At 63.6% G+C, this 20,378-nt stretch carries 13 protein-coding genes; 4 read left to right on the forward strand and 9 right to left on the reverse strand.

The features are described from left to right. Positions 1 to 3: 3 nt before the first annotated feature. The 4 genes from L9B60_RS08405 to cpaB are packed head-to-tail and all read right to left on the reverse strand — an operon-like array spanning position 4 to position 4,648. Positions 4 to 1,275 (reverse strand): TadA family conjugal transfer-associated ATPase, encoded by a 1,272-nt coding sequence (locus tag L9B60_RS08405; protein ID WP_249678021.1) that lies wholly within the window; start codon positions 1,273 to 1,275, stop codon positions 4 to 6. Further along, entirely contained in the window at positions 1,272 to 2,465 is a 1,194-nt protein-coding gene (locus L9B60_RS08410) for a CpaE/TadZ family protein (RefSeq protein ID WP_249678023.1), read from the reverse strand. Before L9B60_RS08410 ends, L9B60_RS08405 begins: the two co-directional genes overlap by 4 nt. Beyond that, complete coding sequence (locus tag L9B60_RS08415) at positions 2,462 to 3,700, reverse strand: type II and III secretion system protein family protein (RefSeq protein ID WP_249678025.1); 1,239 nt, start codon at positions 3,698 to 3,700, stop codon at positions 2,462 to 2,464. The genes L9B60_RS08410 and L9B60_RS08415 overlap by 4 nt, the downstream gene beginning before the upstream one ends. A 15-nt stretch (positions 3,701 to 3,715) precedes the next feature. Next, a complete protein-coding gene (gene cpaB, locus L9B60_RS08420; RefSeq protein WP_249678027.1) occupies positions 3,716 to 4,648 on the reverse strand; it encodes a Flp pilus assembly protein CpaB in 933 nt (310 codons plus the stop codon). A 243-nt stretch (positions 4,649 to 4,891) separates the two neighbouring features. Between cpaB and L9B60_RS08425 the strand changes: the two genes are divergently transcribed. Together L9B60_RS08425 and L9B60_RS08430 are read left to right on the forward strand one after the other, a co-directional pair. Beyond that, positions 4,892 to 5,167, forward strand: a complete 276-nt coding sequence (locus tag L9B60_RS08425) for a Flp family type IVb pilin (RefSeq protein ID WP_249678030.1) — start codon at positions 4,892 to 4,894, stop codon at positions 5,165 to 5,167. 69 nt (positions 5,168 to 5,236) lie between these two features. Beyond that, positions 5,237 to 5,647, forward strand: a complete 411-nt coding sequence (locus L9B60_RS08430; RefSeq protein ID WP_249678033.1) for a response regulator — start codon at positions 5,237 to 5,239, stop codon at positions 5,645 to 5,647. A 303-nt stretch (positions 5,648 to 5,950) separates the two neighbouring features. Here the strand turns inward: L9B60_RS08430 and L9B60_RS08435 are convergent, their stop codons facing one another. The 4 genes from L9B60_RS08435 to pbpC all read right to left on the reverse strand — a co-directional run bounded on the left by L9B60_RS08435 (position 5,951) and on the right by pbpC (position 13,428). After that, positions 5,951 to 6,880 carry an IS110 family RNA-guided transposase gene (locus L9B60_RS08435; RefSeq protein WP_249678035.1) on the reverse strand — a complete coding sequence of 310 codons (930 nt, stop codon included), beginning with the start codon at positions 6,878 to 6,880 and terminating at the stop codon, positions 5,951 to 5,953. A 639-nt stretch (positions 6,881 to 7,519) separates the two neighbouring features. After that, positions 7,520 to 9,190: a ShlB/FhaC/HecB family hemolysin secretion/activation protein gene (locus L9B60_RS08440; protein ID WP_249678037.1), complete on the reverse strand. Its 1,671-nt coding sequence runs from the start codon at positions 9,188 to 9,190 to the stop codon at positions 7,520 to 7,522. A gap of 168 nt (positions 9,191 to 9,358) precedes the next feature. Further along, positions 9,359 to 10,858: a collagen-like triple helix repeat-containing protein gene (locus tag L9B60_RS08445; protein WP_249678039.1), complete on the reverse strand. Its 1,500-nt coding sequence runs from the start codon at positions 10,856 to 10,858 to the stop codon at positions 9,359 to 9,361. A 254-nt stretch (positions 10,859 to 11,112) separates the two neighbouring features. Beyond that, positions 11,113 to 13,428: a peptidoglycan glycosyltransferase PbpC gene (pbpC, locus tag L9B60_RS08450; RefSeq protein WP_283780630.1), complete on the reverse strand. Its 2,316-nt coding sequence runs from the start codon at positions 13,426 to 13,428 to the stop codon at positions 11,113 to 11,115. Positions 13,429 to 13,586: 158 nt separating this feature from the next. On the opposite strand from pbpC, the gene L9B60_RS08455 reads away from it, so the two are divergent. Next, entirely contained in the window at positions 13,587 to 13,880 is a 294-nt protein-coding gene (locus L9B60_RS08455) for a hypothetical protein (RefSeq protein ID WP_249678041.1), read from the forward strand. A gap of 66 nt (positions 13,881 to 13,946) precedes the next feature. Here the strand turns inward: L9B60_RS08455 and L9B60_RS08460 are convergent, their stop codons facing one another. Next, positions 13,947 to 18,857, reverse strand: a complete 4,911-nt coding sequence (locus L9B60_RS08460; protein WP_249678042.1) for an alpha-2-macroglobulin family protein — start codon at positions 18,855 to 18,857, stop codon at positions 13,947 to 13,949. Between the two features lie 169 nt (positions 18,858 to 19,026). On the opposite strand from L9B60_RS08460, the gene L9B60_RS08465 reads away from it, so the two are divergent. Next, positions 19,027 to 20,367, forward strand: a complete 1,341-nt coding sequence (locus L9B60_RS08465) for an MATE family efflux transporter (RefSeq protein WP_249678043.1) — start codon at positions 19,027 to 19,029, stop codon at positions 20,365 to 20,367. Positions 20,368 to 20,378 lie beyond the last annotated feature (11 nt).

The raw sequence follows: 20,378 nt of genomic DNA on the forward strand, positions 1-20,378 counted from the left end.
CTCCTAATGGGCCGACGGGCCAAGCGGGTCGCGGCGCAGCTTCTCGCCCGCCGGGTTGACGGCCTCGCGCTGGAAGCTGATGCCAGCGCGACGGTCCAGGCGGAACAAGGTGTTGGTGACGTAGACGTCATCGCGCACACCCACCACTTCCACTACCTCGCTGACACAGCGGCGCCCGTCCGGCAGGCGCACCAGTTGGATCACCACATCGAGGGCCGCGCAGATCATTTGCCGCAAGGTTTTCTCGGCCACCTGGCGCCCGGTCAGGCCCACCAGGGTTTCCAGGCGTAGCAACGCGTCCTGGGCATTGTTGGCGTGCACCGTGCTCATGGAGCCGTCGTGGCCGGTGTTCATCGCGGTCAACACGTCGACCACTTCCACGCCGCGAATCTCACCCAAAATGATGCGATCGGGGCGCATCCGCAGGGCGTTGCGGATCAGGTCGCTGGCCTTGACCTCGCCGTGCCCCTCGGCATTGGGCGGGCGCGTTTCCAGGCGCACCACGTGCGGGTGGTCCAGTTGCAGTTCGGCGACGTCCTCGATGGTCACCAGGCGTTCGCGCGGGCTGATCATCTGGCTCAGAATGTTCAGCAAGGTGGTCTTGCCGGTGCCGGTCCCGCCGCTCACCAACACGTTGCAGCGCTTGCCGACGGCGTCGCTGAAAAAATCGAAAATCGCCTGGTCGATGGTTTGCGAGGCCACAAGGTCTGCACTTTTGAGCATGTCTTTGCGAAACTTTCGAATCGACAGGCACGGCCCGTCCAGGGCAATGGGCGGGATGATCGCATTCACCCGGCTGCCATCGGGCATGCGTGCATCCACCATTGGAGAGGACTCGTCCAAGCGCCGCCCCAATGGCGCGAGGATGCGCTGCATCACCCGTTCCACATGGTGCGCGTCGATGAAGCGCAAGTCGGTGTGCTGCAATACGCCTTGGCGCTCGACGAACACCCGGTGCGGGCCGTTGACCAGGATTTCAGTCACGCTGGGGTCGCGCAGCAGGACCTCCAGCGGGCCGAAGCCGGTCAGTTCATCGACCAACTCTTCGGCCAGGCGCTCCATTTCGTAGCGAGAAATCGCCAGGTGGCGGCGGGCGATGTAGTCGCTGACCTTGTCCGTGACGAACTGCGCCAACGAAGCACGCGAGCCCTCCAGCAGGTTTTTCCCCGACTCCTCGATGGCATCGATGATAAACCGATGCAGCACCAGCTTGAGCCCTTGCGGGTCGCCAGCGGAAGGCTGCGCACGCGGGCCGCCGAAGAGTTTCTCGCTCATGGTTTGGCCCCCATCAGCCGGTTGAGCCATTTGATGCCCGCCGGCTTGAGGCCTTCGGAGCGTTTGGCCAGGCGTTCGCCCAGGTCCTTGAGACCATGGGTCAGGGTTTCCCGCGGGGCCAGTTCGAACAGGCTCAAACCTTGGTTCTTGGTGTTCATGCGCACTTCGGGGTTGAACGGCAACACCGACAACACCGGCAGGCCGAAGCTTTTGCCCAGGGTGTCGGAGTCGGGGGCCACCGACTTCATGTAACGGTCCACCAGCAAGCGCGCGTGCTGCAGCTTCATGCCTTTTTCCCGCCACAAGGTCAGCATCGCCAGGTTGCGCCGGCAGTTCAGCACGTTCTGGTCGGTGTACCAGAGCAGCTTGTCGCAGTGGCTGACGAAGGTGCGCAGGGCTTCGCTGTCGGGCTGGCCGGTCAGGTTCACCACGATGTGCTGGAAGTGCTGGCGCAGCGCACTGAGCAGCATGTAGAGCTCGGCCGCGCTGGTTTTTTCCAATGCTTCGTCGGCGTCGGCCTGGGCCAGTATGCGGGTGCCCGACGGCGCGGTGGCAAAGGCGCTGTCGATCATCGTGGTGTCCAGGCGCCGTAGGTTGCGCAAAGCGTCGCCGAAGTTGAAGGTGGCCTCCAGGCCCAGCAACGCCAGCGTGTCACCCCGGGGCTGGCCGAGGTCGAGCAACAGGGTTTTCTGCCCGCTCTTCTGCACCACCAAGGCCAGGTGCATCGACAACAAGGCACCGTCGGCATCGCTTTGCGCGCCGTACAACACGGTCAGGCCACCCAGGTTGGGGTTGGGCGCCACGGGCGGCAGGCGCTTGCTGAGGCGCCGCACCAGCCCGGCCACTTCGCTGGAGCGCGAACCGTAGGCGACAAAGTCACGGGCACCGGCACGCATGGCGTTGAGCACCAGTTGGTTGTCCATGCCATCGCCCAGGGCGACCACGGCCAGCATCGGCTTGGCCTCCAGCGCGCCTTCGATCATCGCGCACTGGTTGACCACATGCTCGCGGTCCAGGCCCACGAACACCAGGCTTGCGAAGGTCACGTCCACCAGCGCGAGCAATTCGTCGAGGCTGCCGCTGCCGGCGCTTACCACCTGGCCCAAGGGCGCCAGCGCGCCCTGCAGCCATTCGAGGTCGCTGTCGTTGCGGGTGATCGCGAGAAAGGTCTGGCTCAGGCTCTGGCTCATTGGGATAGCCCCGTGCGGCGGTCGAAATTGCCGTTTTCCAGAAAGTACAGGCGGTACCAGTTGGGGTCATAGTTGCGCAGTTGCTCACCCGGCAAGGACGGCAGCGTGGCGTCGGCGGCCAGCGGTTGCACCAGGTGCGGGGTGACGATCATCAGCAGTTCGCGCTCTTCGCGGTTGACCGATGAGTTGCGAAAAAACGCGCCCAGGATCGGGATGTCGCCCAGGCCGGGAAACTTGGCCACGTCGGAGGTGGTGTGGTTGCTGATCAGGCCGCTGATCACGAAGCTTTCGCCGTCGGCCAGGGAGATGCTGGTGTCGGTACGCCGCACCGTCAGCGCCGGCACCGTGGTGCCGGCGATGCTGATGCCGCCGGAGTAGTCCAGCTCGCTGACCTCGGGCGCCACCTTCAGGGCGATGCGCTGGCGGCCGATGACTGTTGGCGTGAGCGTAAGGCGGATGCCGAACTCCTTGTACTCGATGGCGATGTTGTCGCTACCGCTGCTGGGCACCGGGATCGGCACCTCGCCACCGGCCAAAAAACTCGCGCTTTGCCCGCTCAGCGCGACCAGGCTGGGGCGTGCCAGGGTGTAGGCGAAACCGCTGCTTTCCAAGGCGTTGATCAGGCCCAGTACCTTGCCGCCGCCAAAGGCGATGTTGAAGCTGTTGCTGACCAGGCTGGCCCCTCCGGTCACGCTGCCAATACTGCCAGGGGTGACCACTCCGGAGCCGGCGCCCGGCGAGCCGATCAGAAAGTTGGAGCCCTTGCCAAAGATCGAGGTGCCCGCCTCTTTGAGCTTGGTGCGGCTAACCTCGACAAATCGAATGTCGGTCTGCACCTGGGCAGGCAGCGACGGGTCATCGGAAGGGGCGAACGCCTGGCTGGTCAAACCCGAAGTGGCCGCGCCGCGCACGAACACCATGCTTTGGCGCGGGGCACTGGCGCAGGCCGTCCACACCATCAGGCTGGTGGTGCCAGGCGCCACGCCGGTGAGCAAAAACGCGTTGTCACCGGCCGGGTGCACGTCGGCGATTTTCGGGTCACCTACTGCCAGGCGCGTGATGGCCACGGGCGAACTCAACTGACTTTGCAGGCCCTGGCCCACTTCATACACGGCCGGCAAAGTGCCCAATTGCGAACAGTTGCTGGCGGCCGCCTGGGCGATGTCGACACCGAATCCCGCTACCATCAAGCCAACCATCAATCGGCGAAAAACCGGCACGCAGCTACAGCTCATCGAAGGCATCCTTGCTCAAGGTGTTTGCTGGGTAATCTGGTTGCCACGAATCACTTCTATGGCCGGGCGTGCGTGCGCAACGCCCGTTGGCCGCGGCTGGCTGACGGGCGACGTCATGGCCAACTGGTTGAATTGCAGCAGTTCGCGATTGGCGCTGGCCAGGGCCTGGGCCGACTCCGGGGTGCCCGACCAGTATTGCGCCAAGCGCTGTTCCTCGGCGCTGCGCACGGCCAGGCGCAACACCCCGGCCTGGCTCGCCAGCATCAACCGGCTCAGCAGGCTTTGCGGCACCGCCAGCACCATGGTGTTGCCGGTACGACGGTTGCGGTTATCGACGGCCACCGGCGGCGCGGCAGGCGTGCCGTCGTTGGCGGCGCCCATCTGCTCGCCCACGCTCAACACGCGTAATGCAGGTATCACCAGTTGTGCCGACTGTTGAGGGTTGCTCTGGTCCTGGCGCAGGTAAAGCATCACATCGACATAGTCGCCGGGGCTCAACTGCCCGGCCGCGCCGATAACTTCGTCCACCGCCACCGCCAACGCGCGCTCATCGGAACGGATCATCCGCGCCAGTGGCCCGCCTTCGCTGAAACTGTCTTCGTTGAGCCAGGTGCCGGCGCTCAGGGCGCGCAGGGTCTTGTGGCCGATCGCCGCTTGCGGGTCATGCAAACTGCCCGCCGGGGCAATGCGCACATGCTCAAGCGCAACATCCTGCGGGCTGATCACGGTAAAGGCCGGCACATCGCGCACCAGCACGGCAACGGCTTGCAGGGTGGGCGCTTGCGACGCTTCTGCCACGGTAGCCGCTGGCGGGTTCACTTGCGCGGGTGGTGGCTGCACGGCAACTGGCGTTGCTGCAGGGCGGCTCAACACAAGCCCCCAATAACCGGCAATCAAGGCACCTACCAGAAAAATGCCGGCCAGAATCAAGGTGAAACGACTGCTCATCCGGCGCCTCCCTATGCCAATCCGCTGTCACTTTCGGTAAAGAAAGTTCAAACAGCACAATTCCGTATAACTATTTCGCTATGTGAAGGTAGTTCATTAGGGACAAAAAGCCATTACCGCCACGGAGATTTTATGCGCAAACGTTGTCGCCCTTTTAAAACAACGGATTCCTGACGGATGCTTTTGGATTAATCCAAAAGTGTTAATTACTAGATACAGTTGCCGAGAGCTGGCCCGTTGCCAATGCTGGAGTTGAAAGGGGATCCATCCCCGTCAGCTCGCAGTGGAAAGCGCCTGGTGCGCAAGGAGCGGTATATGTATTTTTTACTCGTGGTGATCGACCAGTTCAAAGACCAAGTGAAATTATTCCTGCGGCGTACCGAGGGCGCTTCGGCGATTGAGTACGCCGTGCTGGTTGCGATGGTGGCGTTGGTGTTGATTGGGCTAATGTCCGGGTTCAAGACAGACATCGAAGGAATCTTCAACAAAATCAGTACTGCCATCAATCCCAGCACCTGAGGCCGCTCGTACATTGTCATTTTCGACTAAGCTCACGATGTCATCCCCATCGCTGATCAGGTACTGAACATGCCGACCTCTCCCCCGCGCCAACAGCTGCTTTTGGTGGACGATGAAGAGGATGCATTGCTGGAGCTCGCCGAGCTGCTGGAGGGCGAGGGCTTTTGTTGCTATACGGCAACATCGGTGAAACTCGCCCTGCATCATCTGACCCGTAACCCCGATATCGCCCTGGTGATCACCGACCTGCGCATGCCCGAGGAAAGCGGCATGTCGCTGATCAAGCGCCTGCGCGAACACACCTCGCGCCAGCACTTGCCGGTGATCGTCACCTCCGGGCACGCCGACATGGAAGACGTCAGCGACATGCTGCGGCTGCAGGTGCTGGACCTGTTTCGCAAGCCGATCTACCACGTGCGGTTGCTCGAGACCCTGAATAACCTGTTCCCGGAAAACAAGATTCAGCTGGTTGGCCGCTAACGGTCGTCGCCCCCCCTTTCCCTTGTAGGAGCGGATTCATCCGCGAAGAAAGCGGCGCGGTGTGTCTGATGCACTGCGGTGTGGCTTTCGCGGATAAATCCGCTCCTACGGGGTGATGGGTACGCCGGTAGGAGCGGATTCATCCGCGAAGAAAGCGGCGCGGTATGTCTGATGCTCTGCGGTGTGGCTTTCGCGGATAAATCCGCTCCTACGGAGTGATGGGTACGCCGGTAGGAGCAACTGTCTTCCGCCTTAAATTTTGATCGCACTGCAAAGCTTTGCTTTTCAGTGCGATCAAGTCTTTCATGCCGCTTGTGCCTTCCAGGCCGTGCCATCCCTGACCATCGCATTGAGCCTCACGATAAATACTCGCATACAGGCTACTACAGCGACTTTAGAGCACTTTCCGCGCGCGCATAACGTGCTATAGCGCATTTTGAATTCCGGGTTGCTCAGGATGGCAGCCCAGCACGCCATGTATAGAACTCGTCGCATTTTTGCTCGGCCACCCCAGATACTTCGCGGCCCAGAGCGGTTGCCGCTGTCGTTGTTATAGGGCGCCACACCGACCAGGGCCGCTATCTCACGTCGGTCCAGTGAGCCAAGCTCTGGCAAGTAGCACAGCAAGCTTGCCACTGTGACAGGGCCGACGCCTTTTACCGACATCAGTTGCTTCGCTCTGTCGGAGTCCACGCTTTTCGTGGCTTGCTTGATTACCTTGTCCAGCTGTTTGATCAACTCGCGCAAGTGCTTAATGTGCTGGTTGAAATTGGCGATGACCACCGCCGAGTTGGCTTGCTTGAGCCGACGCTTATTGTCATCACGCTGCTGGACGAACCGATCACGCTGCTTGACCAGCTCCCTGAGCTCATCGCGCTCCGGAGTCGATGCCTGGCTGCGACAATCGTCGATTTTCGATGCGAAGTCGGCTAAGACCAATGCATCAATCTTGTCCGTTTTAGCTCTTTTGCCCATCGCCTCTGCGAACTGGCGAGCCCGAACAGGATTGATACAAACGGCGTTGTGACCAGCCTTCTGAAGCGTGCGCAGGGCCAGCTTTTCGTATCCGCCGGTCGCCTCCATTAAAATTCGCCCGACCTCAAGTTGGCCAAGACAAGTCTCTAGCTGGGCTAGGCCCTCGTGGTCGTTTGAAGTAGTGAAAGTGATGCCTTGAGGCTTGATCCCAATTTCAAGGCTAGCTTTTGCAACGTCGATCCCAATCCAAGACAACATGGCCAGACCCTCCTACACTTGTGAGTGAGAGCGCTCTGGCGTGGCCCACGCTTGTATTCGAGTGGTGCTCGTTCAACTGTTCGGGCTTTATCGCCAGAGTGAAGAGGTGGGTAGCAGCTTTGCTCCTACACGTGCTTCAAGCACAACGGATTAACAGCTTGCTACTCACCGCTCTCACCTCAAAGTCTAACCACCTCTGCAGATACAAGCGGATTCATCCGCGAAGAAAGCGGCGCGGTATGTCTGATGCTATGCGGTGTGGCTTTCGCGGATAAATCCGCTCCTACGGGGTGATGGGTACGCCGGTAGGAGCGGATTCATCCGCGAAGAAAGCGGCGCAGTGTGTCTGATGCACTGCGGTGTGGCTTTCGCGGATGAATCCGCTCCTACAGAGTGATGCGTATGCCGGTAGGAGCGGATTCATCCGCGAAGAAAGCGGCGCGGTATGTCTGATGCTCTGCGGTGTGGCTTTCGCGGATTAATCCGCTCCTACAGAGTGATGCGTACGCCGGTAGGAGCGGATTTATCCGCGAAGAAAGCGGCGCGGTATGTTTGATGCACTGCGGTGTGGCTTTCGCGGATGAATCCGCTCCTACGGGGTGATGGGTATGCCGGTAGGATTCATCCGGGCCGCAAGACCTACAGCTGATAACTGAAACTCAGCGTATACCGCACGCTGCGGTTATTGCTATCGAGCGCCTTGTCTGCCACCGGCTTGGCCGCCTCCAACGACACGTTGTAGTATTTGGCGTCACTCAAACGCATGCCCATCGCCACCGACGACAAGTCGGCCGCCTTCACCGGCAACTCGTTGAACCAGGCCCGTGAGGCGTCCACGACGCTGTAGGGCTGCAGCAACTTCAACCAGGTGCCGTCGCGCTTGAAGCTGTAGTTAAGCTCGTACGCCCCGCCCCAGCCCTTGTCACCCGAGGCTTGGTCGTTGGGGTAACCACGGCCGAAGTTCTGCCCGCCAAACACCGCACGTTCGCTGTCAGGCAGGCTGTCGTCGGTCCAGTACAGCACGCCCGAGACCACGCCCTGCCAATTGCCGGCGAAGCGATCGCTTTGCACCCCGGACAGGCGCAGGCGCAAAAAGTCGAGGTCATAACCGGCATCGGTCTTGGCGCCCAGGCCATTGCTGCCCTGGTAAACGCCGCCGCTGACGATGCGCAATTGCGTGGCCGTGGAGGTGCGCCAATCGCCTTCCAACGCCAGCGCACGCACGTCGGTGCGGGTGGCGACTTTCTGATCGAAGCCCACGACTCGGTAGTCGGTCTTGTCATTCACGCCATACAGCCGCGCGCCCAGGCTGAGCAACTGATCCGGCGCTGCAATCAGTGGGTAGCTGACGCCCACGGAAAACCGATCGTTTTCCCGGTGTGGCTTGAGCCGCAGGCCGTTATCCAGCAGCACGTCGGCCGCCGGGTCGCTGCGGTATCTGGACCCCGACAGGCTCAGTTGCATACCTTCGCTGCCCAGGAACTGGCTGTAGTCCGCCCGGTAGTAATGCTCTTTGTCATCCCCCGGTGGGAACAGCCCGCTCAGGCTCAACTGCTCGGCCATCGCGGTCTGTGCATTGCTGCTGACGCCCAGCAAGGCCTGGGTACTGTCGCGGTTGTCGCCGGTCAGGCTCATGGTGCTGGTGAAGGGCTTGCGCGAGGCTTCGGCGATCAACGTGGTGGCGCCATCGGTGCTGCCCGGCGGCGGCACTCGCGCCGCCAGGGTCACGCCGGGCACCCGGCTCATCAAGGTGGTGTAGCGCTCGAAGGTCTTGCGCGTAAGGGGCCGCTCGGCCTTGAGTTTGGCCACCAGTTTGTCAAGGTAGGCGGCCACGCGGCCGATGTCACCTTGCAACTGGTAGTCGCGAATGTAGCCTTCCACCAACACCACGCGCACCACGCCGGCCTCGAAACCTTGCGGCGGCAGGTAGGCATAGGACAGCAGGTAGCCGTCCTGCTGGTAGCGCTGGGTGAGGCCACGGGTGGCCTCGATCAGTTCGGCCAGGGTAACGTCCCGGCCCAGGAACGGCTGGTAGGCGGCGCCCAGTTCCTGCAGCGGATAAATCGTCCCGCCTTCGATACGTACCTGTTGCACGTGCACTTTGGTACTCATCAACAAGGGCTGGGATTGGGCGGCGGGCGTGGGCAATTGCAAGGCCGGCGTCACCGGGCGGAAGGCATCCGCGGGGAGGTTGGGCGCCGGGAGGTTACGTTCGGTTTCGTTGCTGTTGAGAAAGCTTGGCAGTGAATCGGCATGTACGGCAGTAATCAAGCAGGTACTCAAAAACATCACAGATGCGCAGGCACGCATAGGGCACTCCCTGACCAGAATCCTTGTTCGCCAGAAGGTGCAATACCGGCCAGTCTCCGAGGCCTGATCCGAGCCAACTGACGCGTCCTAAAAAAACGAGGGAATCATCAGATTCCCTCGTACGCATTAGCGTAGTAGGTGCTGCAGGAAACGCAGGAATCGGATCCGTTACTTGCGGCCGGTCAGGGTGTTGAGCAAACCGCCCACGCCGCTGCCTGCTGCCGCGCCCCCGTCGAGTACGCCGCCCACCGCGGTGACGGTGTTGCCCAGGCCCGCCACGGTCGCGCCGAGTTGGGCGGCGGCCGGGGCGTTGCTGGCGGCAATCTGGTTGCCCAGGTTGCTGACGGCGCCACCGGCTGGGGCGACGATGCTGTTCACCGCGTTACCCAGCCCAGTCGCGCCGCCCACGGCTTGGGTCGCGGCCACCACATTGTTGACCACCGGGTTGAGGCCACTGGCGACGTTAGTGGTGAGCGCCTGCAACGGTGCGCCGGCGGCGGTATTGGCCACGCCGTTGCCACCCAGCACCGGCCCGAGCGCCGCCACCAGGTTGCCAGCTGAAGTGCCGCTGCCGCCTGCCGAGCTGACCACGCCGTTGCTGGTGCCGGCACTCAAGCCGGTGCTGGCTGCCGCGACCACGCCGCCGACGGTTTCCAGCAAGCCGCTGCCCCCTGTGCCGCCACTGCCGCCTGCCACCAGGCCGCCGGCTTTGCTGGTGGCCCCGGCCAAACCATCGACCGCAGCCCCCAGGCTTGAACCGCCGGCCCCATCAGCCACTTTGCCCAAGGTGCTGCTCACGCCCTGCAACACACCATTGACCGGGTTGCCCAGGCCGGTGCTGCTGCCCACTTTGTTGGTGGTGCTTTCGACCATGGCGACCACGGGCACCAGGCGGTCGCCTAACTGATCGGTCACTGCGCCCAAGGGGCCACTGGTCGTGGCGCTGCTCAGGGTGTCGCCGAGCATGGTCACCCGTTCGCCTACACCGTCCACCACGTTGCCGGCCGCGTTGACCACGCCGCCCACCACCGGTACCTGCTGGATGCCGGAGGTAGTGGCTAATTTAGAAACGCTTTTGCCCAGGGTCGACACGCCGCCGCCCAGGTCGCCGGTAGCGGTGCCGACGCTGGCCAAGGTCAGGCCCACCGCATTGGTGTCGGTGCCCAGGCTACCTAGGCCCGTGGTGATGCCTGCGCCCAAGTCGGTGACCGCGTCGCCCACCGAGGCCACCAGCCCACCGGTGCCTTCGGTCAGCGCCGAGGCGTTGCCCAGCGAGAGTGCTTGCACCGAAGTACCTACGCTGGTGACGGTGCTGCCAAGGCCGGACACAGTGTCGCCCACCTGCTCGGCCACCTGCGCGGTGACCAACGGGCTGACCGCCGGCGTGACAGGGCCACCGCCGGTACCGCCACCTGTGCCTGAACCATCGCCGGTGCCGGTGCCGGTGCCCGTACCCGTGCCAGTACCTGTGCCGGAGCCATTGCTGGCAGTACCGTCCGACGTCGTACCGCCCGAAGTGCCGCCCGAGGTGCTGCCGCTGTCAGCGGCAGGCGATGAACTGTCGACATGGCTCTTGGACCCGCCGCCGCCACTGCTGCAACCGCTCAGGCTGACGGCCAATACCAATGCCAACGCTGTAACTGACTTGCTCCACACTTGAGTGTTCATGGGATTTTCCTTTGCACCGACTGCTGTTCTTCTTATGTGAAACGCGCTTGAGGCGCTTCATCCTGTGAAGGGATTAACAGCGTACGGGGCAAATGGATCCAGTCAGCACTTGGTATTAACGCGTTATATATTTCCTAACTGGTACAATTTAAATCTCATAAAATTCATACAGTTGAAATAGAAACCAAGACCTTTGTAATCGTTCGATAACCTTAGTGCTATATACAACTTGTTTGGCTTAATTGTTTCAGCCATCAGTCGATCACGTTGAATTCGACGCTGGCGGTTTGTCCGGCTTCATCCAGCACGCTGAGCTGATAGCGGCCCACCTCATCGAACGTAGCGTCCAGGCCCGCCTCGCCGTTGCCATCGCCCAGCGGCGCACCGTTGAGAAACCACCAGCGGTGCCCGGTGCCGCCCAACGTCGACAGGTTCAGGTGCAACAGCGCCGTGCTCGCCGCCGGGCGCCGCAGTTGATCGCCTTGGCGCACGCCGACGATGGACAGCGCTGCCATGGCCCGCAAGGCCGGTGGCGGGCAGGCTTGGTCGCCGGCAGGCAGGCGTGCCTGGCGCCGCTCGCCAGGCGGCAGCCAGGGCTCCAGCGCCGCCGGCCACAGGGCGATGTCACGGGCCTGGGCACCTGGGCAACGGGCGTCCACGCGAAGGCCTTGGGCGTTGACCCAGACCTTCTCCCACAAGCCCGTACCCAGGGGTTGGTCCTGCGCCTGCAAGGTCGGCGGCGTGGTGTTGTCCAACGTCCAGGCGAAGCGCTGGCGCCGACAGTTGGGGTCGTGGCGCGCCATTGGCTGGCCCAGTGGCCAACAGATCGCCGCCACCCCCACGTTGCCGGGCACTGGCTGCACCGGCGCGACGATGCCGCGCTGGCTGTCGCGATTGACCAGCACATCGTGCACTTGCAGCATCAAGGGCGCGGCCGAGGCCAGGCCAAATTGCCCCGGCACCGGCGTGCCATCCGGGCGGCCAATCCAGATGCCGATCAAGTAGCGCGGCCCGACGCCGATCGACCAGGCATCGCGAAAGCCGTAACTGGTGCCCGTCTTCCAAGCCAACAACGGCCGCTGCACCAACTCGGCCGTGGGGTCGCGATCCGGTCGGGCCTGGCCGCTGAGGATTTTGCGGATGATCCAGGCGGCGCCTGGCGACATCATCCGCCGCTCATACAAAGGGTCATCAGGCTGCAAGCGCAGGTTGGCGCTGTTGCCGACACGGGCGAAGGCACTGTAGGCGGCCACCAGGTCTTCCAGCCGGCTGCCTACCCCGCCCAAAATCAATGAAAGGTTGGGTTCAGCCGCCGCTGGCAGCAACAGGCCCAGCCCGCCATTGCGCAGTTGCCCGTCGAAGCGCTTGGGCCCCAGGGCCTCGAGCAACTGTACCGCAGGCAGGTTGAGCGACGTGGCCAGTGCAGAGCTTGCGGCCACCGGCCCGCTGAACCCGGAAGAGAAATTGCCCGGGCGGTAGTCGCCATAACGGCGTGGCACATCCTGCAGCAGTGACTCGGAATGGATCAGCCCGGCATCCATGGCCATGCCATACAAAAAGGGCTTGAGCGTGGACCCCGGCGAGCGCACCGCACTGATCATGTCGACGTGGCCAAAGCGGCGCTCATCGTTCAGGTCCACCGAACCCAGGTAGGCGCGCACGGCCATGTTCTGTTCTTCAACCACCAGGATCGCCGCCGAGGTGCGCTCGGGCAAACGCGCCCGCCAACTGAGCAACAGGTCTTCGAGGCGGCGCTGCAGCCCGGCATCCAGGGTGGTACGGATCAGGGGCGGGCTGTCATTACGGTTCAGCCGGCGCGCCAGCAAGGGCGCAAGGGCTGGCTCCTGGCGTGGCGCCAGCAACAGCGGCTCTTCAAGCGCTTCCTGAATGGCCACGTGGGGCCACACTTGATAGTCGTCGAGGCGGCGCAGCACCTTGTCACGGGCCTTTTGCGCCCGCCCCGGATGGCGGTCGGGGCGCAGCCGGCTGGGTGCCTGGGGCAGCACCGCCAGGGTTGCCGCCTCGGCGCGGGTGAGCTGTGATGGGGGTTTGCCCAGGTACGCCCAGCTGGCAGCCGCCACGCCCTGCAAGGTCCCGCCAAAGGGCGCCCGGTTGAGGTAGATTTCCAGGATCTGCTGCTTGGGCAGGTGCCACTCCAGTTGCAGCGTGCGCCACAGTTGCCGCAGCTTGCCGCCCAAGGTGCGCGAGTGCGGGTCGAGCAGCCGCGCCACTTGCATCGACAGCGTACTGCCCCCCGACACCACGCGCCCGCCCGAGACATTCAGCCAGGCCGCACGAGCCAAGGCAAACGGGTTGACGCCTGGGTGCTGGTAGAACCAGCGGTCCTCGTAGGTCAGCAACGCCTCCAGGTAATACGGTGACACTTGATCCACGCTTACCGGGTAACGCCATACGCCATCGGCATCGGCGAAGCGCCACAGCGGCGTGCCATCCTCGGCCAGCACCACCCGCGCCAGGTCATCGCCGGGCAACGGCAATGGCCAGATCCGGTCGGCCAGCCACAGCAGGGCGATACCGGCCAGACCTGCTGCCAGCAGCCTTTTGCAGATTTTCCCCCAGCGCGTGTGTAGCCAGCGCCGTGCAACTAATCTGATGCTCAAGGGCAAAGACCTTTATTCTGCGTCGCCCACCATGGGGTCGGGGAACTTGGCAGCCCGGCCCATGGCCAAAGCGCAAACGCCGGTAAATCAATCAGGACGCGACAACTATGCATGCAGATGGCTTTTTCGAATGGCTGGGTCAGGCGCTGGGCGCGGTGATCCGTTTTATCGTCGATGGCTTGAGCTGGCTGTTCAACCTGCTGGCCCACGCCGGCGGTAATTTTGTCGAAGGCCTGTCACGCACGCTGGGCATGGACACTTCGTTGGTCAGCATCCTGGCCCTGATCGTGGGCTTGATGCTGATCTTCTCGGCGATCCGTGCGTTCATGCGTGCTTCGATCGTGCTGGGGGTGATCTGGATGGTGCTTGGGTTGTGGCTGCTCAGCTGGATTATCCATTGAGGCCTTCGCGGATGAATCCGCTCCTACCGGTATCACCGTCTGCAGGAGCGAATTTATCCGCGAACGCTATTTGCCCTTGATCACCATGTCGGCAGGGGTATCGCCCACTGCCTGCCAGTTCGGCCGGTACATGGACTCTACCTGCGGCGGCGGCACGCGATAAGTGCCGGGCGTGACGGCGCGGGCCAGGTACAGCAAGTGCGTGGTGCCGTAGCCGTCCAGGTTGAGCGCCGCCACGTAGCGGTCGTCGCGATACTCCTGGTGCACCAAAGTAGCGTTCTGCATCGCTTCGCGCCATTGCTTGACCTTGCTGCTGGCGTTGTCCAGGCTGGCGGCGCTTTGTGCCAGGTTCTGGTTTTCCAGCTCCAGGCCCGCCGGCAGCAAGTCCACCACCAAGGCATCCGGCACGCGCTGCTTGGCAGCGATAGCCAGGTGCACCAGCACCAGGTCGCCACTTTTCAGGTTTTGCAGGTTCAGCGCCTGGCCGTTCATGCCCAGGTAGTCGCGGCGGATACTCAGGTTTTCACCGTGGGCCAGCGGCGCCTGCTGGGGGTAACCCGACACGGTCAGTTGCTGGTACAACGTGTCGGTGCCGTTGTTGTGCACGCTTAGTGGCGAGGCCAGCAACGGGCCGTCCAGCTTGATGCCGGGCTGGTTGTTGCTCAACTCACGCGTCTGCCCGCCACTGCTCAGTCGTGCGGTCCAGGCCGACTCGGGCTTGCCGAGCAGGTCGCGCCCGGCCAGGAACAGTGCATTGCGCTCCTGGGTCGATAGCCATTGGCTGGCGGCCACTTGGTCGGACAGGTCAAACAGGCGCTGTTCGCGCTGGCCGGCTGCCAGGTCGTTTTCCTGCAACAGGGCCAGGATCATCGCCTGGTCGCGCAACGGGCTGCCGTAGTCGGCCAGCCAATCGTTCGCCTTGCGGGTGACCGCCAGGCCAGCCTGCAGCGCCAAGTCGGCACGCGGTTGGTCGCCCATTTTCTGCAGGGCAATCGCCAGTTGCACCAGCGGCAAACCGGAGCGTGCATCGGCACGGCGGTCGTACAGGCTGCGCAGCGCCCCCAACGGCGCCTGCTGGCTGCGCGCCAACACCAGGCCCGCGTAAGCCTGCACGGCAAAACGGGTGTGCTCGGCATCTTCGCTGTAGCTGACTTCGATCAGGTTGCGCTCTTGCAAATAACGCAATAGCCGTTCGCTGGCCTTTTTCAATGCATCGGTTGGCACCGCGTAACCCTGGTCGCGGGCACGCAACAGGAAATCGGTGACGTAGGCGGTCAGCCAATACTCCTCTTCGCCGTCCGGGCCCCATAGGCCGAAACTGCCGTTGTAGCGCTGCATGCCCAGCAAGCGCTCGATGCCCAGTTCGATCTTGCGCTTGCGCTCGGCATCCGGCTCGCCCGTCAGGCCCAGGCGTTTCAGGCTGGCGGCGTCGGCGTAGAGCGAGGGGTACAAGCCACTGGTGGTTTGCTCCAGGCAACCATAGGGGTATGCCTTGAGTGCGCGGATCTGCTCGCCGAGGTTCAAGGGCGGGCGGCTCGACAGGCTCAACAGCGCCTCACGTCCGGCCGGTTCGAACAACGACAGTTCGTTGTCGGGCAGGCTCCAGTCCTCACCCTTGAGCACCGCGCGGTAATGTTTGAGCAACGCCGGGTAGGCCGGGCGCACGCCCAATGTCCATTCGCGACTGAACGGCGGCAGGCTTTCGCCCGGCAGGTCGAGCCCCTGGACGGTCACGCTGATGCGGCCCTGGCCAAACCCGCCCTGGGCCTGCACAGGTATTTTCAAGGTGGTGCGCTGGCCTTGGGCCAACTGCACGCTCTGCTCGACGCTGCCCGTCAGGTTGACCTGGCCGCTGCTGGCCAGCTGCACCTTGAGGGTTTGTGCCTTGCCCGAGAGGTTACTCAAGTCCAGCGCCAGGCTGGTCTGGTCGCCACCGGCGAGGAAGCGCGGCATCGACAACTCGGCCACCAACGGCGCAGCCACCACGGTCTTGGCCTCAGCCATGCCGTAACGGTCGTCGGTCCAGGCCTGGGCCATCACCCGTAGCTCGCCGTTGAAGTCCGGGATGTCGACGCTGACTTCGCCCTCGCCCTGGTCGTTGAGGGTGACCGGGGTGCTTTGCAAGGCCACGATGGTCACGCTGGTATCCGGCCGTTTGCCGCCCTTGGCCATCGCCGCGTCACCACCAAAGGCCAGGCTGGCCAGGCGGCCCTGGCCGGCTTCGATCAGTTGCCCGTACACGTCCAATTGGTCGGCACCATAGGCCTTGCGGCCAAACAGGCTGGCGAACGGATCAGGCGTCGGGTAGTCGGTGATATTCAGAATACCCACGTCTACCGCAGCTACCAGTACATGCACCTGCTTGGGCACGCTGCCGTCGGCGCCCTTGGCTTGCAGCTTGATTTTCAGCGGTTGCTTGGGTCGCATTTTTTCCGGCGCGCTCAGGCTCAGCGCCAGTTTGCGCTGGCTGCGGTCCAGCGGCAGGTGCAGCACGCCCACGGCACGCTTGGGCGTGACGTTGGCCTTGCGCTCGCCGGGGCGCACCACCAGTGCGCTGACGTAGAGGTCGTGGCGCGCCCATTTCGGGTCCAGCTTCACGGCGAAGGATTTGCCTTCGGCCGGCACGTCGATTTCTTGCCACCACAACGGGCCGTCGCTGGACTCGAGCAACAGGTAGCCCTTGCCCGCCGACGGTGGCGTGACGGTGATGTTGGCCGTATCGCCATCGGCGTAGGCCGGCTTGTCCAGTGCCAGCTTGACCTGGTCGGGGCGCACGGCGCCGCCGTCGGCATTGTCCTGCCAGCGGTAGCCGGCCCAGAAGCGCAGGCTGCTGACCATGCCTGTTTGCGGGTCTTGGACCTCTACGCGGTAGGGGCCCCACTCCACCGGGAAGGTCACCTTGGCGGTGCCGCCCTCTTTGACGCTGACGGTCTCCTCGTTCAGCGTCAGGAATTTTTCGTTGAAGTTGTAGCTCCAGCCATCGCTGGACGAGTAGTTCCAGTAGTAGTCGCGGCGCTCGCGAATCAGCCGCACCTTGAGGTTGTCAGCCGCCAGCTTGTGGCCTTCGGCATCGGCCATCAGCAGCTCAAATTCGGCCGGGCCATCGCTGTCGGTGCTCTCGCCGTCGAATAGGGCGCGCACGCCCGGCAAGTGATCGGCAGGCCAGATCGGTTGGATCAGGCGCCGGGTAATGGGCCGCCCGCCCGACTCTTGCAGGCTGGCTTGCAGGATCAATTGCAGCGGCGACTTGGCATCGGCCCACTGGCTTTGGACTTCGATGGTGGCCTTGCCGTCGGCGTCCAGGGTGCTTTCATCGAGCTCCAGGTCCTGGGTCAATTGCTCCTCGGTGATAGACCCAAACTGGTAGCCCGGCAGCCCCGGCACGGCGTCGCGCAATGGCCGCAGGTAAATCTGCCCACTCAAGCGGTTGCCCGAAGCCGGCGCGCCATACAGGTAGCGACCGGTCACGTCGATCTCGGCAGGGTCGGCCGGGCTCAGCGGCGTGTCGCTGCCCTTGAGGTCCAGGGCCATGCGCTCGGGCAGGAAGTCTTCGACCTGAAATTCATAGACCTGCGGTTTGCCGTCGCCCAGGTCGAAAGTCAACTGCCAGCGCCCGGTGGGCGCTTCGCCAGCCAATTGCAGTTGATACTGATAGAGGCCGGAGGCATCGGCTTCCCAGACGAACTTGCGGCTGACCTGATCATCAGGGCGGCGCACTTGGACGGTAATCGGCTGCGGCTTCAGGGCGCGGCCGTCGTTGTCGCGCAGCAGGCCATTGAGCAGCACGGTTTCGCCGGGGCGGTACAGGTCGCGCGGGCCGAACACGAAGAACTGCAGCGGGTGCGCGCGCGGCCCGGTGATGTCGAACTCGGCCAGGTCCAGGGCCGAACTGTTCAGGCGCAGCAGGCTGGTTTGCTCGCCCTGCTGGGCCAGCAGTACCTCAGCCTTGGCTGGCAACGGCAACTGGGTGTGGCCATCGCTGTCGGTCTTGCCCTGGCCCAACACGCGGCCTTCGCCATCAAGCAGCTCCAGGTTCACGCCGGCCATGGCCTTGCCGCCTTCCAGCGCTTGGGTGAATACGTCCAGGCGGCTCTGGTAGCGGTGCACCGAAAGGCCGATGTCGCTGAGGGTGAACAGGGTGGCCGGGTTGGAGTAACTGTAGGTGCCCGAGGCGCGCATTACTGCCAGGTACACGCCGGGCGCTTGCAGCGGCTTGATGCCGGCAATGGGCAGCAACAGGTTTTCACGGGTGTTAAGGGCCGGGTTCAGGTCAAAACGGCCACCGTACGCCAGGTCGGCCATGGGCAGCAGGTCCTTGGACTCGTAGGCCTGCAGGCTGCTGTTGCGCCCCCATTGGGCCAGGAACGCCGGCAGTTGCTCAGGCTTGATGCGGAAGAACTCGACGTCGACCTTGGCCACGTTCAACGCGATCACCGGCAGCCCCTCTGCCAGGCGCGTGGGCAGCAGCGAACCCCGGCTGGCGAAGCCCACGGTGGGTTCCAGGTCGCGGGTTTCCAGGCGGCTGACGTATTCGGCAGCCAAGCTATTCTGGTTCACGCTGCGCAGGCCCGCATCGATGGTCAGCACCAGCTTGCGCTTGGGTTCCAGGTGGCGCAGGCGCAGTTCCATCAAGTTGTCGGCCAGCTCCCAGGCACCGTCGACCTTGCCCTTGACGGTGTCCACCAAGTGCAGTTTGTCGGCGTAGTTCTGGCTGGGGTCCAGCGGCGCGGTGAAGGTCACCGACAGCGTGCTGGCGCCGTCCAATTGCACCTCGGACACATCGGCCACGGTCAGTTCGCGGCCGGCGTAACGCTTGCCCAGCTCGGCCAGATCAACCTTGGGCTTGACCTTGGCAGGTTCGCTCACGACCGCTGCTTTGGTCGGCTCGGGGGCGGTGACGGGCTTGTCCGAGGTGGACGAGTCACAGGCACTCAGCAACGCCAGCACACAGGCCAGCCACAATCCTTTGTTCAGCATGGGGCACTCTTGGGGCAGTGGTATTCCAGGGGGTGAATGATATATCAACATTAGGGTTTGCACCGTGCGCCCTGCCTGACGTTATCGCGGCGTTCTTTTCGCGGATGAATCCGCTCCTACGGGGGGAGGTGTTGTCTCGGGTACACTCCCGGGCGACCAAGGAGCCTGCATGTCCACATTGCTTGACGACTGGCGCGACCGCGCTACCCACCGCCGTGTCTGGGCGCTGGCTGCGCCGATGATTCTGTCGAATATTTCCGTGCCGCTGGTGGCGCTGGTCGACAGCGCCGTGATCGGCCACTTGCCCCATGCCCACCAACTGGGTGCCGTGGCCGTGGGTGCCAGCCTCTACAGTTTTCTGGCATGGGCCATGGGCTTTTTGCGCATGGGCGCAACCGGCTTTGCCGCCCAGGCCGCCGGGCGCAATGACGGTGCGGCCTTGCGCCAAGTGCTGGCGCAAGGGCTGCTGCTGGCGGCGATTTTTTCGCTACTGCTGGGGGCCATCGCCCTGCCCTTCAGCCACTTGGCACTGGGCATGATGCAGCCCTCGGCGGCACTGGAGCAGACTACCCACGACTTTTTCCAGGTGCGCCTGTTCGGCCTGCCTGCAGCGCTGGCCACCTATGCCCTGGTCGGCTGGTTCCTGGGCACGCAGAATGCCCGCGCGCCGCTGGCCATCCTGTTGACCACCAACCTGGTCAACATCGTGCTCAACCTGTGGTTCGTCATCGGCCTGGACTGGGGCGTGGTCGGTTCGGCCCGAGCCTCGGTGCTGGCCGAATGGATATCCGTGATCCTCGGCCTGGCGCTGACCCGGCCCGCGCTGCGCGCTTATCCGGGGCAGATCGCGTGGGCGGCCCTCAAGCTGTGGCACAACTGGCGGCCGATGCTCACGGTTAACCGCGATATCTTCATACGCAGCTTAGCGCTGCAGGGGGTGTTCTTTCTGATCACGGTGCAAGGCGCACGCCTGGGCGACGCCACGGTGGCCGCCAACGCCCTGTTACTCAACGGCCTGCTGTTGACGGCCCAGGCACTGGATGGCCTGGCCCATGCCGTGGAGGCGTTGTGCGGGCACGCCATCGGCGCCCGCGACCGCGATGCGCTGCGCCGCTCGATGACCGTGGCCTGCGGTTGGTCGTTGCTGGCCAGCCTGGCGTTTGCGGTGCTGTTCCTGGTGGGTGGGCACCTGTTCGTACAGATGCAGACCAACATCCTTGAAGTGCGAGAAACGGCCTTTGCTTATTTGCCGTACTTGGCGCTGCTGCCGCTGATCGCGGTGTGGAGCTACCTGCTGGACGGGCTGTTCATCGGCGCGACACGGGCGCGGGAGATGCGCAATGGCATGGTGCTCAGCGTAGTGATCATGCTGCCAGTGGCGTGGCTGACCCTGGGGTTGGGCAACCATGGGCTGTGGATCAGTTTTCTGTTGTTCATGGCGCTGCGGGCGCTGACGCTAGGGGGGATGGCGTGGCGGATACAGCAGCGCGACGGCTGGATATCGGGGTGACCTTTTCGCGG

The sequence above is a fragment of the Pseudomonas abieticivorans genome, from assembly GCF_023509015.1.
Taxonomy (GTDB): domain Bacteria; phylum Pseudomonadota; class Gammaproteobacteria; order Pseudomonadales; family Pseudomonadaceae; genus Aquipseudomonas; species Aquipseudomonas abieticivorans.

Bases quoted from the DNA above. Each gene is read 5' to 3' on its own strand.
- L9B60_RS08405 (WP_249678021.1), bottom strand. From the start codon at position 1,275: ATGAGCGAGAAACTCTTCGGCGGCCCGCGTGCGCAGCCTTCCGCTGGC.
- L9B60_RS08410 (WP_249678023.1), bottom strand. From the start codon at position 2,465: ATGAGCCAGAGCCTGAGCCAGACCTTTCTCGCGATCACCCGCAACGAC.
- L9B60_RS08415 (WP_249678025.1), bottom strand. From the start codon at position 3,700: ATGAGCTGTAGCTGCGTGCCGGTTTTTCGCCGATTGATGGTTGGCTTG.
- cpaB (WP_249678027.1), bottom strand. From the start codon at position 4,648: ATGAGCAGTCGTTTCACCTTGATTCTGGCCGGCATTTTTCTGGTAGGT.
- L9B60_RS08425 (WP_249678030.1), top strand. From the start codon at position 4,892: ATGCTGGAGTTGAAAGGGGATCCATCCCCGTCAGCTCGCAGTGGAAAG.
- L9B60_RS08430 (WP_249678033.1), top strand. From the start codon at position 5,237: ATGCCGACCTCTCCCCCGCGCCAACAGCTGCTTTTGGTGGACGATGAA.
- L9B60_RS08435 (WP_249678035.1), bottom strand. From the start codon at position 6,880: ATGTTGTCTTGGATTGGGATCGACGTTGCAAAAGCTAGCCTTGAAATT.
- L9B60_RS08440 (WP_249678037.1), bottom strand. From the start codon at position 9,190: ATGCGTGCCTGCGCATCTGTGATGTTTTTGAGTACCTGCTTGATTACT.
- L9B60_RS08445 (WP_249678039.1), bottom strand. From the start codon at position 10,858: ATGAACACTCAAGTGTGGAGCAAGTCAGTTACAGCGTTGGCATTGGTA.
- L9B60_RS08455 (WP_249678041.1), top strand. From the start codon at position 13,587: ATGCATGCAGATGGCTTTTTCGAATGGCTGGGTCAGGCGCTGGGCGCG.
- L9B60_RS08460 (WP_249678042.1), bottom strand. From the start codon at position 18,857: ATGCTGAACAAAGGATTGTGGCTGGCCTGTGTGCTGGCGTTGCTGAGT.
- L9B60_RS08465 (WP_249678043.1), top strand. From the start codon at position 19,027: ATGTCCACATTGCTTGACGACTGGCGCGACCGCGCTACCCACCGCCGT.